10 protein-coding genes are annotated in these 16,650 nt (G+C 43.5%); 5 read left to right on the plus strand and 5 right to left on the minus strand.

Annotated elements, in window-relative coordinates; genetic code table 11:
- Positions 1-186: 186 nt before the first annotated feature.
- Entirely contained in the window at positions 187-1,161 is a 975-nt protein-coding gene (locus tag OCV50_RS18370; protein WP_261904176.1) for a DHH family phosphoesterase, read from the plus strand.
- A gap of 81 nt (positions 1,162-1,242) precedes the next feature.
- Here OCV50_RS18370 and OCV50_RS18375 read toward each other — a convergent pair whose 3' ends face one another.
- Both OCV50_RS18375 and OCV50_RS18380 read right to left on the minus strand, forming a co-directional pair.
- Positions 1,243-2,532 (minus strand): MATE family efflux transporter, encoded by a 1,290-nt coding sequence (locus OCV50_RS18375; RefSeq protein ID WP_390905174.1) that lies wholly within the window; start codon positions 2,530-2,532, stop codon positions 1,243-1,245.
- A 162-nt stretch (positions 2,533-2,694) separates the two neighbouring features.
- On the minus strand, positions 2,695-3,426 hold the full coding sequence (locus OCV50_RS18380; protein WP_239839781.1) for a FadR/GntR family transcriptional regulator: 732 nt from the start codon (positions 3,424-3,426) through the stop codon (positions 2,695-2,697).
- Between the two features lie 662 nt (positions 3,427-4,088).
- Here OCV50_RS18380 and OCV50_RS18385 point away from each other — a divergent pair.
- Positions 4,089-4,808 (plus strand): FadR/GntR family transcriptional regulator, encoded by a 720-nt coding sequence (locus tag OCV50_RS18385; protein WP_239839782.1) that lies wholly within the window; start codon positions 4,089-4,091, stop codon positions 4,806-4,808.
- 78 nt (positions 4,809-4,886) lie between these two features.
- Here OCV50_RS18385 and OCV50_RS18390 read toward each other — a convergent pair whose 3' ends face one another.
- Together OCV50_RS18390 and OCV50_RS18395 are read right to left on the minus strand one after the other, a co-directional pair.
- Positions 4,887-5,561, minus strand: a complete 675-nt coding sequence (locus tag OCV50_RS18390; protein ID WP_239839783.1) for an oligogalacturonate-specific porin KdgM family protein — start codon at positions 5,559-5,561, stop codon at positions 4,887-4,889.
- A 65-nt stretch (positions 5,562-5,626) separates the two neighbouring features.
- Positions 5,627-6,886 (minus strand): alginate lyase family protein, encoded by a 1,260-nt coding sequence (locus OCV50_RS18395; RefSeq protein WP_261904178.1) that lies wholly within the window; start codon positions 6,884-6,886, stop codon positions 5,627-5,629.
- A gap of 876 nt (positions 6,887-7,762) precedes the next feature.
- On the opposite strand from OCV50_RS18395, the gene OCV50_RS18400 reads away from it, so the two are divergent.
- The 3 genes from OCV50_RS18400 to OCV50_RS18410 all read left to right on the plus strand — a co-directional run bounded on the left by OCV50_RS18400 (position 7,763) and on the right by OCV50_RS18410 (position 15,663).
- Positions 7,763-9,529: a sodium:solute symporter family transporter gene (locus OCV50_RS18400; protein ID WP_261904179.1), complete on the plus strand. Its 1,767-nt coding sequence runs from the start codon at positions 7,763-7,765 to the stop codon at positions 9,527-9,529.
- Positions 9,530-9,725: 196 nt separating this feature from the next.
- A complete protein-coding gene (locus OCV50_RS18405; RefSeq protein ID WP_261904180.1) occupies positions 9,726-10,751 on the plus strand; it encodes an HD-GYP domain-containing protein in 1,026 nt (341 codons plus the stop codon).
- Positions 10,744-15,663, plus strand: a complete 4,920-nt coding sequence (locus OCV50_RS18410) for an ATP-binding protein (protein ID WP_261904181.1) — start codon at positions 10,744-10,746, stop codon at positions 15,661-15,663. The genes OCV50_RS18405 and OCV50_RS18410 overlap by 8 nt, the downstream gene beginning before the upstream one ends.
- A gap of 43 nt (positions 15,664-15,706) precedes the next feature.
- On the opposite strand, the gene OCV50_RS18415 is transcribed toward OCV50_RS18410, so the two are convergent.
- The gene (locus OCV50_RS18415) at positions 15,707-16,615 is read right to left on the minus strand and encodes a LysR family transcriptional regulator (protein WP_261904182.1); all 909 of its coding nucleotides are present in this window, start codon (positions 16,613-16,615) and stop codon (positions 15,707-15,709) included.
- Positions 16,616-16,650 lie beyond the last annotated feature (35 nt).

The following is a 16,650-nucleotide window of genomic DNA, read 5'->3' on the forward strand; positions in this document are numbered from 1 at the left end:
TAGGCGCTCTTTTTGTTAGGAAAAGTACTCTATCTATAAGTTGATAAGTGAGAGGTAAGTCTTTCTCGTGGTTTGCATTTGTCAGTTTGAAGCGTTCTAATGGATTAGATATGCAGCTTGTTTTATTTCTCTCGTCAAGAGAGCTATCAAGCGATACCAAATTCAGGATGAGTTCGAGAACTGTCAATGGACCTAAAAAAGTTTGATCAATTTTTAGAATTGTTAGATGCAGAGCAGCGAGTCATTATTCAGGCCCATGATTTCCCCGATCATGATGCGATCGCGTCGGCCTTTGCAATGGCGTATATTCTGACGCAAAAAGGCTTTCGTCCTTTTCTTTCCTACCAAGGCTTTATTGACCGCGTCTCACTCCACAATTTGATCGGTTGGTTAGATATTCCGATCGTAAATTCGCACCAACTCGATTTAAAACCCAGCGACAAAATCATTGTGGTTGATGGTTGTATTGGGGAGGAGAACATCACCGATTTACCCGGTTTAGAAGTGGCGGTGATTGATCACCATGAGGTTAAGGTACCAAGTTATGTTTGGTACTCAGATGTGCGACCTAATTATGGTTCGACGGCAACGATCATGGTGGACTACTTCAATTACTACAATATTAAAATTCCGAAGAAGATCGCAACCGCGCTGCTTGTGGGTTTGACGTTTAATACTGATAGCTTTACGAAATCGATAGGTGAGATGGACATTAAGGCACTATTTCAATTGCAGAGACGTGCCGATATGGTGACTGTGAATGGAATATGTCGAAATCAAATTGAGTATAAAGAACTTCGTTATTTTGACTCAATGCTTGCCACAATGAAGCGGGACAAAAACAGCGCTTTTGCTATTGCACCTGAGGGTTGCCCTGAGAATATGCTTGGGGTATTGGGGGACTTTCTGTTGACCGTCGATGAAATCGATGTGGTTGTGTTGAGTGCGCGATCTTATCAAAGGACGTTTGTGTCACTTCGTTCTGAGTGTCAGGAGAATGATGTTGCTGAGGTGGTACGACAGGCGTTGAATGACCGTGGTATTGGCTATGGCGGAGGTCGCGCTCACAAGGCTGGTGGTGTCATTAACCAACGATTCAGAATGGCTGATGAGCTCGCCTACCTTTATGAATTGATTCGGCCTCGGCTGACACTCGGATAGTATTGCAACGATGATATCAAAATGCCCTATAAACTAATTGGATAGGGCATTTATGTAGATAGAAGTGGCATGCGCTCCTATCTAGTCATACATCAACTCTTTCGCTTTTTCTTCATCAAACTCGTTTAATGACTTCCTGGCAAGATGCCTAAACGGCAGCGCTTTGACTATCTCTTCGAAAGGCTGGATTGCGAACGCCCAGAAGATAGAGCCATCAAAACCGAAGATAATCAATGCACATAGCGGTATTGAGGTGATCCATTGACCGGTAAAATTAATTTTGAATACCGCAGTCGTTTTACCTAGCGCTCTCAATACATGTCCATGAACCGTGTTGTAGCCGCGAACAAAAGGCAAAAAGATGTAGAGCGGGGCGATAACGGTCAGAGCGTCATAAGTCGGCTCGTCTAAATCTGGATAGATATCACCAATAAAGAAGCTGAGTGCGACAAAGAAAAACATCGATAGGATGGAAATAATAACCGCAATATCGATGCTAGCATCAACGTTCTTTCTTAAGTCCGCCATTTGACGTGACCCAATCGCTTGACTGATGGTGATCGCAGAGGAGTGCGCCCAAGCGGTGATAAATTGTGTACCAGCGCGTATCCAAGGCATGACTAAGGTAATGGCTACATAGGCGTTAATGTTGAGCTGCGTATAGAGCAGCTGATAAATGGTCGCACCGATCGACAGCATGGTGACATTGGCTGCGACAGGGAATATCTCTTTGAAGTGGTTAATGACATTGCGTGAAAAGTTTGTGCCAAACGAATTGAATGAAACTTCAACACAGTTCTCGAAATGGATGCATAGGTATAGATACACAGTGCGAATGATGATTGCCACCAGACTGCCAATTGCAGCACCTTGGACTCCTAACCCTTCAAAACTCGACCAGCCATGAATAAACAGATAACTCACAAGTGCGTTGATTGGTAGCTCAATCAGATAACCTCTAAATGGCACCTTTGTTTTGCCCAATCCGTTAAACAAAGCGATGATCACTTGTGTGATTGCCGTGAATAACACGATGTATTTGGAGAAGCTGAGGTACACGGCAATTTCGTCATGTAGAGAAGTATCATCGGTTAACGCGCTGATCAGTGAATCGTCGAAAGCGGTTAAAGCCAAGAAAAACAGTAGAGCAGCGCCAAAGTTAATCAACATCCCTGCAAGAAAAGAGCGTGACAACGTGGCCTGAACGCCAGAACCTACCGCACGGCTTAGCACCAATTGGGTACCGTTGGCGAGCGCCATTTGAATTCCAAGAATAAATGCGATTACAGTCGTCGCAATGCCCATAGCAGCAAGTGAAATTTCACCTAATGGAGAGACTAAAAGAGTGTCGATCATTAGCATAGATTGCATTAACAGGGCGTTAAGAGCTAATGGCCAAGCAAGAGATAGGTTCTTTTTGACGTAAGATTGAGAAAGCACAGTGACCTCGTAAAGAGCGTACTCATGACATAAACGCGTTATGCCATGAGCGTTTCAAGTCGGATATATCGGTAAAGTGACGTTGTTTACCAGTTATGCTATCGCGACCTGTTTAAGAGGTACTTTGGATAGCTTTTGGTTATCGTCATTTAACAGGCTTTGAGAAGCTATCCGTGCTCCCTCACTATTCCCTGACATAATGGAGTCATAAATCGCTTTGTGCTCCGCTAAACAGAAGCGTCCACCTTCTGCAGAATGATCAATAAATTGTCGGAAAATAGCTGACAAGATATTGCCAAACGGAATATAGAATTGGTTACCTGTAGACAGGAATATCGTGCGGTGGAACAGGTGGTCGTTTACCGTCCAACTTCCATAATCGAAGCCTTCAGCCGCGAGGGTCATTTTTTGGAAGAGAATAGAAAGCTCTTTACGTTGTTCCACCGTCGCATTTCTAGCTGCAAGCGCACAAGCTTCAGGCTCTATGGCTTTACGAAGGCCTAGGAATTGCGCCAGAAACGGTTTTGTGTCTTCCAGATCTTGAATCCAATCGAGGAGTTGTGGGTCTAAAAAGTGCCAGTTAGAACGAGGCATAATGCGTGTGCCTACTTTGGGTTTTGATTCTATAAGCCCTTTCGCTGACAACAATTTGGTTGATTCTCTCAACGCGGTACGACTTACGCCGAATATTTCACAAAGCTCCATTTCACTGGGTAATTTTTCTTCTTCTTTTAGTTCACCAGATAGGATTTTGCGGGCGACCTGTCTTGCAACTTGGACATGAATGCGGCGGCTAGAATCTTCCACCAGCGTGAATACGGACATGTAAACCACCTATTTAAAAAGGGTCAAAGCCAGAGTGAACTGGCCTTGGGTTGTCAGTGCTACGTCGTCGGTGTTCGAAAGGGCAGTCAGTATAAGATGTGATAAAGAGAGTTAGCTCAACCAAATTCACCATTTCAATATGCTGCTGACCACATTAAATACTCTATGCGAGTATTTAGACGCATCACTGCAAATCATTGAGATGTAATAAGGACATCTCGGTTATGGCCCTTAACTGGACCTGACGTTGTTGTATAAACGATTAGCGAGTTTTTAATAGACCCAATGAAATATCGCAATTTCGACCGAAACATATGCCGTTAACAAGACTGAGAATATAAAAACAAGCTTTAATTAATAATACAATAGCATGTATTTGAATCAAGCAGTACATGACCAAAATCCACCATATATGGCTATATACGGTGAGAAAGATACATATATGTGACATTAGTCGTACAAAATAAAGCGCTAGATAGAAGTGAGAATCATTATTAAGCTATTAGTTGATGGGCAATTTTGAGCGTATTATTTGCGTAATCTAATTTATGCTATTTGTTTTGTTTAAATCTGGGACGGAGCGCAGCAACGATATTTGGTAGTTGAATATATAAGTGATATAGTAAGGATTAAATAATACATAAATAACAACAAGTGAACTTATGGTCGGAACATTCAATTCAATCTCAGGCTCTAAACGTAGTCTGCACGTGCAGGTTGCTCGTGAAATCGCTCGCAGTATTTTATCAGGTGAGCTGGCTCAAGGCTCTATCATCCCTGGTGAAATGGCACTATGTGAGCAATTTGGTATTAGCCGTACAGCACTGCGTGAAGCGGTTAAATTGCTAACATCAAAAGGTCTATTGGAGTCTCGTCCAAAAGTTGGTACTCGTGTTGTTGATCGCGCTTACTGGAACTTTCTCGATCCTCAACTTATCGGTTGGATGGATGGTTTAGCTGACACAGACGAATTCTGCTTCCAGTTCTTAGGCCTTCGTCGTGCAATTGAACCTGAAGCATGTGCTTTAGCTGCGAAAAATGCATCAGCAGAACAGCGCATCGAGCTTTCAGAGACGTTCCAAGAAATGGTGGAAGTTTCAGAAGCTGAAGTATTTGACCAAGAGCGTTGGACGGATGTGGATATGCGATTCCATAGCCTAATCTTTAACGCAACTGGCAACGATTTTTATCTTCCGTTCGGTAATATCTTAACAACAATGTTTGTTAACTTTATTGTTCACTCTTCGGAAGAGGGTAGTACGTGTATCAATGAACACCGTCAGATCTACGATGCGATCATGGCTGGTAATAGTGAAAAAGCACGTGCTGCTTCTGCAAATCACTTGCAAGAGTCGAACCACAGACTACCTGTAGCAAGCTAATGCTATCCACTCTTTAGGATGTGAAGAATGAGAAAAGCCAGCAGATTTGCTGGCTTTATTGTATCGTGAGCAAAGATATTAGAAGCTGTAAGTGATACCTACACGGCTTCGTAGTTGACGGTCAGAACTATCTTGAACGTTACCGAACTCTACATATGGACGCCAGTTCCAATCAGACTCTTTATAGCCAACCTTAAAGTTGTAATCCCACTCGTAGTCAGCACCGCCGCCGCCAGTCCATTCATTGTTTGCAAAGTCTTCCGCATAGTTGGCTTCAAAACCAAATTGGAATGCATTCCAATTGTAATCTAGGTTACCTGTGATTTTACTGCGGTTTCTGTTGTCGTTAGAAGAGTCCGAAGTGTAATCACGGAATTCGTGGCGGTAGCGTAGTTTCGCTTTTAGTCCGGATTCAAACGAGTATTGAACACGTACTTGCGGTTTGTAAGTGACGCTGTCAGAACCGAAGGTGACAGGCATACTTGGTTGGATCATCCATTGATCATTCAGTTTGAATCGGTAGCCGTACTCAAATTCGTTATCTGCAGCTTCCCACTCAGAAAACGGCTTACCTTTTTGCTTCATCTCAGCACCAAAGAAGTGGTTATCGACTGAACCGCTCATCTTGATACGGCTTGCCCAGTCTTCCGAACCATGTTTGTACTCTTGGCGAGCATCAAGAGATGCAGCTGAAAGGCTGCCAGCAAATAGAGTTGCTGTAATAGCTAAAGCAATTTTATTTTTAGAAATCATAATGTTGTTCCACTGTAATTAAAAGTTATGAGGGGTGGGTATGTGTTGACCCACCCGTGGGGGATTTATAGTTTTGGGTAAAGCAGCTCGATATCACGTTGCGCCCAAACCTCTGCTAGGTTCTTTTTCACCGTGAATTCGCTAAAGTCAGTTTCTGTTGCGAGCTTGACCCATTCAGGCTTGTCCATTGCAACGCCTGCTTTTAGATAAAGCGGTGTCATGCGCTCAATGCGACGGCGCTTATCTTTTTGGGTATAAGGCCACTCTTTGTCTAGATCGTGGTAAGTCGCCATCAGTTGAATACCTGTCTCTAAAGAACCGCCTTTTTTATTGGTGTAGTTCCAAAGGTCGATATCGACTTTTTCTCCGATCTGAGCCATCCCGACAAGCGGATCTAAGCTGAAGTAGTGGTAGTGGTACGCGCGAGTACGTTCGATTTCATGTGGTTGAGAGCCGTCTTTCTCGAACTGAGTGTCGATGCGCATCTTGCCTTTCTGAACCATTTGTTTTGCTAGTGGTTCGTTACCAATGAAGTAGGCAATGCTGGCAACTTGGTAGTCATACCAAGTACCGTGGTTGTTCGCGGCGTAGGCTTCACCTTTAGGGCCTCCGGAAAGGTCGTCGACAATTAGCCAATCTAGGTAATCGCCATACCATTGTTTGATTTGTGCTTCATCGTTTTCTGTCCATGCAGGCGATTGAGAAAGCATGGCAATAGAATCAAGCATGCGATCAGCAAGAGAACGGGTATCAATGATGCCGCCACGACGGCCTTCCGCGACTCCCGGCACACCTTGGCCGTAATTCACGTTAGGGTTCATCTTGGTTTCTTCGTTAATGAACCAAGTTCTAATGTAATCAATACCTTGCTGAGCATATTTTTCGTCTTGGCTAAAGTAGTAGGCAATCGCTAATGCACGAACAGAGCGTGTGAAGTGGCCGATTCGTTTTGAATCTGTTTCGTCAGTTTTTGAGGCTGGATTGGTTTTGCCATCATGACGAATCCAAGGTAGGCCATCCTCTTTGTTTTCGTCTGGCCACCAGTATGGGCTGATACTCATGTAGTCGTTTTTGTTGCCGCTTGGTGGGGTCATTCCTTTGTCTGCAACACTGAAAGGGCCATCTTTCATCGCTAAGTCAGCTTCTTCCAATAGCCGTTCATAGGTGACTTTCATTGTGTCTGATGCTTTGTCAGATTGAAGAAGGGTACGATTTGCTTCTAACGTTGCTTCGTCTAGGAAAACGAAGTCGGCTGCAATGACATTTGAACCAAACGTAATTGCTCCAATACAAGCGGCTAAGTGTAGGGGACGTAGGGCTTTCATAAAGTGCCTTTTATTATTGAGTTAAGATAATACAAATATGCTATCCCAATAATTTCATGACGATCTGTGAAATGGATCTACTTGTGTTTATAAAATGGTAGGTAACAAACAGTTACATTCTGACATGATTGTGATAAGGCTATGTTTTATATGGTATTGCTGTATTCATTAGGATCGTTGTGCAATAAATGCACGTTTGAGAATTGTGCTCTTAATCATGAAATTGAGAAGAGGGGGTTTAATGTTTATTTGTAATACATTAATATTATTTGAGCTGGCGTGAAACAGTGACTGATGGTGATTCGTTGTCATTAAATTGATTCGTTCCAGTTATCGGATCTTAGGCATTGATTGAAGTGCCTTACCCCGGTATTTCTATTCTTGCTCCCAACTATACTAATGACGACTTCTATTGAACTGCGTTGAGATAGAAGAAGGTGGTGGCAATACTGCCTTTACGCCCATGTTGATACAGGCAACATGGGCGTTTTTTTTTGACCATCATTCCTAGATTTCCTCTAATAGTATTATTTATATGTCGTTTGTGATTGTGTTTTAGTCGCGAGTTGTAGAAACAGTAACCATGTGTCAATTGGATACTCTTTTCGATGAAAGTTCTATTTATAATATGGTTACTTTGTTCTTTATTGGTTTTGTGAATAAATAAGTATCTGTTATTTATTGTATTTATTCTTATTTTGGTTTGTGTGTTTATTTGGTCGTCCAAGTGAACATTGATTTTGAAGTCGATCACTCATCTTGCTTTTCTAATGTGAAAACTAAGATTTGAATCACGCATTTGAGTTATTGTAGTACAAATGTGATTGAGTGATATCTATAGTCGACCTAACAAAAACACAAATAAAGGTCTCTACGATGGAACTCAATACACTGATAGTAGGAATTTACTTTCTATTCTTAATAGCGATAGGGTGGATGTTTAGAACATTCACTAGTACAACCAGCGACTACTTCCGAGGGGGAGGTAGTATGCTCTGGTGGATGGTGGGCGCAACCGCATTTATGACTCAATTTAGCGCCTGGACCTTTACTGGTGCTGCAGGTAAAGCCTTTACCGACGGTTTCGCGGTCGCCATCATCTTTATTGCTAACGCATTTGGCTACCTGATGAACTACCTATACTTTGCTCCAAAATTCAGACAGTTACGTGTAGTAACGGTAATTGAAGCGATTCGTATGCGTTTTGGTAAGGTCAATGAGCAAGTGTTTACTTGGTCTGGTATGCCAAACAGTGTGATTTCAGCGGGTATCTGGTTGAATGGTCTTGCAATCATCGCATCAGGTATCTTTGGCTTTGATATGACAACAACCATCATTCTTACTGGTTTGGTTGTATTGGTGATGTCGGTAACAGGTGGTTCTTGGGCAGTTATCGCGTCTGATTTCATGCAGATGGTTATCATCATGGCGGTAACTGTGACCTGTGCTGTCGTGGCTATGTACCACGGTGGTGGTGTGACCAATATCGTTAACAACTTCCCGACTGACTCTTTCATCACGGGTGATAACCTCAACTACCTAAGCATCTTTAGTATCTGGGCGGTGTTTATCTTCCTGAAGCAGTTCAGTATCACCAACAACATGCTGAACTCATACCGTTACCTAGCAGCAAAAGACTCGAACAATGCACGTAAGGCTGCACTGCTTGCATGTATTCTGATGACACTAGGCCCAATCATTTGGTTTATGCCTTCTTGGTTCATTGCTGGTCAAGGTGTCGACCTAGTTTCTCAATACCCTGAAGCCGGCAGCAAAGCAGCCGACTTCGCTTACCTTTACTTCGTGCAAGAATACATGCCGGTTGGTATGGTGGGTCTGTTAATCGCCGCTATGTTTGCAGCCACTATGTCTTCTATGGACTCAGGTCTAAACCGTAACTCTGGTATCTTTGTTAAGAACTTCTATGAACCAATTCTACGTCCAAACGCGAATGAAAAAGAGTTGGTGATTGTTTCTAAACTAACATCGACCTTCTTCGGTATCTCCATCATTCTTGTTGCTCTATTTATCAACTCGCTTAAAGGTCTGAGCCTGTTCGACACCATGATGTACGTTGGTGCTCTAATCGGCTTCCCGATGACAATCCCAGCGTTCTGTGGCTTCTTTATCCGTAAGACACCAGACTGGGCAGGTTGGGGCACATTAGTTGTTGGTGGCTTTGTTTCGTACTTTGTTGGTTTCGTGATTACAGCAGAGATGATTGAAGGTTGGTTCGGTCTTAATGAGCTTACTGGTCGTGAATGGGCAGACCTCAAAGTAGCAATTGGTCTTATTGGACACATTGTATTTACCGCTGGTTTCTTTGTTCTTTCAACCTTGTTCTACAAGCCATTGCCAGAGCATCGTGAAAAAGACGTTGATACTTTCTTTGGTAACTTGGCGACGCCGCTTGTTGCAGAAAGCACAGAGCAGAAGAAACTGGATAATAAACAGCGTCGTATGCTAGGTACGTTGATCGCAGTAGCGGGTGTCGGTGTCATGACCATGTTTGTTCTACCAAACCCAATATGGGGACGTTTAGTGTTTGTATTGTGTGGACTGATTGTATTCTCGGTTGGGCTGCTATTGGTGAAAGCTGTCGATGATAAGGTCGAGGGTGCTCAACAAGAAACAACCGCATAATAAAAGTTAATAAATTCAAAGCCGCTCGTGATGAGCGGCTTTTTTTATTGCTCGAAAAACGCTTTGGGGTTGGAACAAACATCACGTCTATGTGAGCGCGTCTAGGATTTAGCGAATTTTTTACTTAGTTCTGTTGAGGACTTAAATTTGCGACCTACACTTGATAAATAACTAGTTGATTTATATTGGGGTAATAATGAGTAGTAAACCGACCGTTTTAGTGATAGACGACACACCCAGCAATTTAGATGTGCTCACCGGAATACTCAAAGATACCTATCAAGTGAAAGTCGCGATCAACGGCCATATTGGTATGAAAATCGCTAAGACGGTTCCCCAGCCCGATCTGATTCTGCTTGATATCATGATGCCAGAGATCGATGGTTTTGAGGTCTGTCGTCAGCTCAAAGCTCAACCCAACACAGCTCATATCCCTATCATATTTGTTACTGCGAAAATTGAACCGGAAGATGAAGTCAAAGGGCTCTCTTTAGGTGCCGTTGATTACCTAGCCAAGCCTATTACCCCTGAAATTGCCCTGCAAAGAGTGAAAACGCATGTTGCTTTGTATGACCAACAGCGCGCACTGTCTAGCCAAGTTAAAGAGAAAACTCGAGAGATCAATCTTGGTAAGTTAGAGACTCTCAGTATTTTGGGTCGGGCCGCTGAGTTTAAAGATAATGAAACGGGCATGCATGTCATGCGCATGAGCCATTATTGTGAAATATTGGCTAAAGCCTCCGGTATGACAGATGAAGACGCAGAGACGTTACGCGACGCAGCACCCATGCATGATATTGGCAAGATAGGCATTCCAGATAGCGTGTTACTTAAGCCCGGTAAACTCGATGCTGAAGAGTGGACCATCATGCAAAAACACGTTGAATATGGTGTCGAAATTCTTGGCACACAGAGCGACTCCAAGCTAATGAAAATGGCAATTCAAGTGGCGCAGTATCACCATGAAAAGTGGGACGGAAGTGGTTATCCAAATCGTATTGCAGGTGAAGATATACCATTGGTCGGAAGAATCGCTGCGGTAGCAGACGTGTTCGATGCCCTAACTGCGGAGAGACCTTATAAAAAAGCGTGGAGCGTCGATGAAGCTCTGAGTTTGTTCGAAGAGCAAAAGGGCAAGCATTTCGATCCTAGGATTGTTGAACTGTTATTTGAAAACCTGCCTCAGATCTTAGCGGTCAAAGACAAATTTAAAGATGAGTGAGCGCTTCATGCTGAAGTTAAAAGCTACGGTTGTTTCAGTTTGTCTGTTGATTCAGCTACTGTTTGTGGTGAATGTCAGTGCGTCTGAGATTAGTGATGAGCAACTAAATCGTTGGTTAGACAATAAACCCACGATAACGTTTATAGCTCTTACCAACCATTACCCATACTCCTTTATTGACGATGATGGAAAGGTCTCTGGCATTATCAGAGATTGGACTCTCGACCTTGAAGAGAGGTTTGGTATTCATGCGCGGTTTATTAGCGTTAATTCTCGCAGTGACGCAAAAGCTGCGTTACTTGATGGTCGAGGCGACGTATTTCCCTTTCAACAGTTTGACCCCAGTGACGGTGGACGGTTTTTAGCGAGTGAACCGTACATTCCCTATCAGGTTGCCGTAATTGTCCCTATTGATAACGGAATATATGGCAACTTGGATCAAAACACGAAACGCCGCATAGCTATGGTTAATGAAAATATCGACCTACAAAGAGCGGGCGTACAGCTAAGTTCTATTGAACGAGTGGATTTCGACAATGTGATTGATGCGGTACGTGCATTAGGTGCCGGCAGTGTCGATGGCATTGTTGGGGAACCCATTACTACGATGGGGTTAGCAAACGAAGTGGGTGTTCATGATCTCGCGATTAACTATGTATTGGAGCATTGGAAAAAACTAGAAGCCTCAATGGTGGTGAGATCGGGAGAGTCTGAAGTTCTCACACTGTTAAACAAGCAGATTCAAACATTCTCCATTAGTAAAAAGAACCAAATCTTATCGAAGTGGTTAGACAGTTCGCCGTATCGACCGCCTTTAAAGGGAGTCTTTGGTTTTGGTAACCCACCTTATATGTATCCCGGTAGTACAGCCGTAGGGTTGGAGCATGACATAATGCAGCGTGCTTTTAATGACATGGGGTACAAGTTGGGTGATGTTGTCACACTGCCACCCAGTGCAGCTCGCAAAGCGATAGAAAGCAATAACTCAATCTCTTTTGTGTCGGGTGTGCAAGTTGATGACCCAGACGCGCACTTCTTGAGTGACAGTGTTCTAGATGTTGAGTTTGTGCCCGTTTCATTGGCTCGACGTCAATTGAATCTGCAATCGAAAAGTGATCTTTCACTGGGAGCTCTTCTATTTGATGAGACTTCTCCAATAAAAAACTCGGTTGAAGTTCTAACGAGTAAATTGACTATTGACCGAATCGAAGATTACGAAAGTCTTGAATCGGCATTTGCCCAGTTGAGGGCGCAAAATGTCGACCTTTTAATGGTCGAAAAACGGGTTCTAAAATGGTTCATCACTAACACTCGCTTTATTGAGATGGCGGAGTTAAAGCTGCATGACAATTATAAGGTGACATACCCAATATATGTGGATTTTAAGACTCAAGAACTGAGAGACAGTTTTAATGCAGCGCTCTCTGATCTAAAGCAGACCGATGATGGTTTGCGCCAGATTATCGAAACCCATGTACAAAATGACCTGAGTCAGATACTAAAAAAGGCGAGCATTATTGCTCAAGCTTCAGCTTACTTTATTGTCAATGACCGCTTTGATGAACTGTTTGATTTGTTTGAAGTTTTTGATACCGACAGCTCATTTCAAGTGATTACGGCGCAAGCTGATAACAATAATCGACCGATTAAATCTTGGTATCTCGGTAACTTAGTCGATGACCACGGGGAGAGGAAAAATACGTCTCACTTTGCATCTGTCACCAAAACGGCAAATTACCGGACTAAAGGGGGAGCGATTAATTCAGGCTCGATGACTTTCTATTTTGATACTCAGTCACCAGTCCGTAAGCACGTTTACTTTCCTACCATAGAACAGTTCGACCAGTTCGGTGATGCGGCAAAACGTTATATTGCCGATGTGTATCAAGCGAACAACTTGATTGGGGAAATACTCGATTTAAGCCAAGAAGAAAGACAGTGGATCAAAGACACTCCGAATGTGCGGATCGGAATCGATCCTAATTCGCTCCCTTATGAGGCCGTCTCGAGCGCCGGTGAATATATTGGGATGATTGATGACTACTTAAAACTCATCGAACAAAAAACAGGTCTAAACATTGAGCATGTTGATGTAGCGAATTGGTCAGAAACCAGAAGCTTAGTCGACCGTCAGCAAGTAGAGCTGGTTTCTGCAGCTAAAGAAAATGTTTCTCTGGGTGAAAATGTTAGAGCCGCACAACGCTTGTTTTCGAGTCGATTAGCCATCGCTTCAAGACGGGATGTCAGTAGCTTAGTTTTAGAAGAAGCGTCAGGCTGGAAGATTGGTATTCTAAAAAATGCGGCCAATACCAGTGCGATAATGGAGAAATACCCCAACGTCGAGTGGGTTTTGGTTGAGTCAACGGCCAATGGCCTTAATCAGCTCGATGACCAAACCTTAGATGGGATGATAGATACCGTTGATGTCCTAAATTATCTCATTGACTCATTCGGTCACCGAGAGATCGGAATTATTGGTCGACTTGATTTCTATCTCTCACCAACTCTGCATGTGATTAAAAGTGAACCTCAGCTTTATTCAATCATCAATAAGGCGATCGAAAGCATTTCCGCAGATGAGCACCAAAAGATATCAACGAAATGGGCCGCTCCGAAAGCGATAGAGAGAGTCGACTATCAACTTGTCTATACCATCTCAGTTTTTTCTCTGGTGATTGTTTTTCTAATTGTCTTTTGGAATCGCAAGCTCGCAAAACAGATTCGGATTGCGAATGATGCCACCAACGCGCTCAAGAAGGCACAGGCAGAGCTTTATAACATGTTGAATAGTTCTCCCATTGCAGCCGCTGTTGTATTTGAAGAACAAGTTCGTTACGCCAACGATACAGCAAAACACTTATTTGGGGTGGAGAATGTCGAACTCTCCTCAATTGACGTATCGTCTATTCATGATTCACTGGAAGTACGCGACGAGATCCACAACGAACTGAATGTGAATGGCAAGGTTGAGAACAAAGAGTTGGTGTTGAAAAAGTCTGATGGAACACGATTCGTTGCTCTAGTTAGTTACTACCTGTTTGAGTTAGACGGAGAAATTGCCACGCTGTTTTGGGCTTTTGATATTTCGGAAATGAAACGCCTTAACGAACAATTGGAAGAAGAGAAAGAGAGAGCGGATCTTGCAAGCCAAGCTAAATCTGAATTTCTAGCGAATATGAGCCACGAAATCAGAACGCCAATGAACGCTATTATTGGTTTGTCTTATTTGGCCATTGGCGAAATCACTAACCCCGTGGCAAAAAACTATGTTGAGAAAGTCCACCGCTCAGGTCAGTCGCTACTCACTATCATTAATGACATTCTGGACTTTTCTAAGATAGAGGCGGGTGAGCTTGGCATTGATAGCATACCGTTTAGCGCTATTCAGCCTTTGAATGAAGTTGTAGAGCTAATGGAATCGAAAGCGAGCGAAAAGCAACTGGCACTGCATACCGATTTTGATATTCCCAATGACCTAGCGCTGATTGGCGACCCCTTGAGACTATTCCAAGTCGTGCTGAACCTCGTAGGCAATGCGATTAAGTTTACTGAGCAGGGTCACGTTACCATTCAATGTCGTGTCATAGGCGAGTCTTTGGATACGACAACCTTGAGTGTCTCCGTTGTCGATACTGGTATCGGCATATCAAATGAGCATAAGAAACATCTCTTTGAAGCATTCAAACAAGCTGATAGCACCACGACCAGACGTTTTGGTGGTACTGGACTTGGGCTCAATATCAGCCAAAAACTGATTCAAGCAATGGGCAGCGAGATACATATCGATAGTGAGTTAGGGAAGGGGAGTTGTTTCTATTTCACTCTCGAACTGCCTAATGCCTCACAAGCGGAAGTAGCCAAATTCAGAACCAAAGAAGCGGCCAAAACGCAAACTGTGTTCTTTAACGGCGAACGCGTGCTTTTGGCAGAAGATAACGAATTGAACCAAGACCTAGCGCTGGCGTTTCTCAAGAGAATGAACTTAACAGTCGACTTGGCAGAAAATGGCCAACAGGCGGTAGATTGCGTTAGAAACAATGACTACAAACTTATCTTGATGGACTTACAAATGCCTATCATGGATGGTTATGCTGCAACGCGTCACATTAAACAAATTAAGGGGGATATCCCAATCATTGCTATGTCTGCAAATGCATTCTCAGAGGCTAAGCAGCGGGCGATAGAAGCGGGTATCGATGATTTCCTTGATAAGCCTATTATGATCGACAAAGCCGTGGCGAAGATCGCTGATTATCTTGGGGCAAGTATTGCTAACGATACTAGTCAAGAGAGTGAGCCGTTCATCACAAGCCAAAACTCTATCTCTCGTTTGGAAACAGAGGGGGAGATATTGTCATTGACTGTGATCGACCGCTCTACCCAAGGTGATGAGTTGTTGAAGCAGAAGCTACTCTCTCGCTTTAACGCTCAGGCTCAACCCATGCTGGAACATGCCCAAGCTTATCTCAACGATGGAGATTGGGAGGCTTTAGAACGAGAATTGCACTCACTGAAAAGCATGTGTGGCGCGATAGGCGGAGTTAAGGCTCAGAGCGCTTTGGCTTACTTTGAACGTAGAGCGAGAGAGCGGAGCTTAACTGGGGCTGATTTAGAGACTGCGGCAGCGAGAATCGCCGAGTTAATTGAAGCCCTTCGCCCTTATCTCAAACAAGAGCGCCAACCAAGTAACAATTTGCTTGATGACGGTTTAAGTCATGAATCAATAGCGATGACTTTAGAACAAAAACAGAAGCTGATTGAATTGATCTCTAATTACGATAGTGAAGCACTCGACTTAACAAATGAGTTATTGTCGAGCACCACGGAGTCTGGGTTAAAAGAAGTTCAACAAGCTCTTGAACAATATGATTTTGATACGGCATTGGAACGTGCAAATCACATTAAATCATAGCCCGGTGTAGGGGAGTGCAGGGCTATGGGCAATAGAGATTGAGCTATGACGGTTGTTCTATGCTGTTGGCAAAGGTCTGTTTAATCAAATCGATCACAGTATCGTATCGGCGTGGCAGTGTTCGATTTCTCTTTTGAACCAAGTAAAGCGCCTCTTCGACTTTTACTTTGGGTGGCACTACGTGCAATTGCTCTTTATTTGGGAAGTTATCTACGGCTCCCTCGGGGAGCACCGTAAAGCCAAGCCCTTTGGATACAGGCAGCAGGATTTGATGAAGTTGATTGATGTATCCGGTTTTCGGTAACTCGTTAATATTGAGCTTTTTCAGTGCCTCATCTCCGCATGAGTCGAAATACAGAGAAAGGTAGTGCGTAGAGTCTGGGTGAGCAATCAGGCCAAGCTGGTGGAGTTTCTCTGGTGTGATCTCGACATTCTCTAGGCTTTTATGAGTGATAAGGCACAAGGCTTCCTTACCAATCATTTCCGTTTGGTAGACTCTGTCATTGGGAAGTTGCGTTACGATGCCGACATCAATGGTTCCCTGTAACACATCATTAAAGATACGCTGATTGGGTGAAGCCTCGACATGAATGCTGAGCTCTGGGTGTTGGGATTGCAGTTCAAGAAAATCCGGATAGAGCTGCAGAGCAAGTGTACCAGAGCATGAGAGGTTACATTGACCAGCGAATGGGTTGTCAAATCGCAGAGATTCAAACAGCTCTTCTTGCTCTTTATTCAGCTTAAGTGCGTAGCGATAGATAATTCGACCTTGCTCGGTTAGCTCAAAGGTTTTGTTTTCACGAGAAAGTAGGGAGCAGTTACAGGCTTGCTCCAGTTTCTTTATGTGCTGGCTCACTCCTGGCTGAGTCATGTAGAGTTTCTCTGCCGTTTGAGTGAAGTGGCCGACTTCCACAAGTGTTTTAAAAGTGTTGAGCCAAAGCGGATTAATCATTACGAACCTTATATAACAGATTATTATCACAAGCT

Origin of the sequence: Vibrio fortis (assembly GCF_024347475.1) — a bacterium.
Classification (GTDB): Bacteria; Pseudomonadota; Gammaproteobacteria; order Enterobacterales; family Vibrionaceae; genus Vibrio; species Vibrio fortis.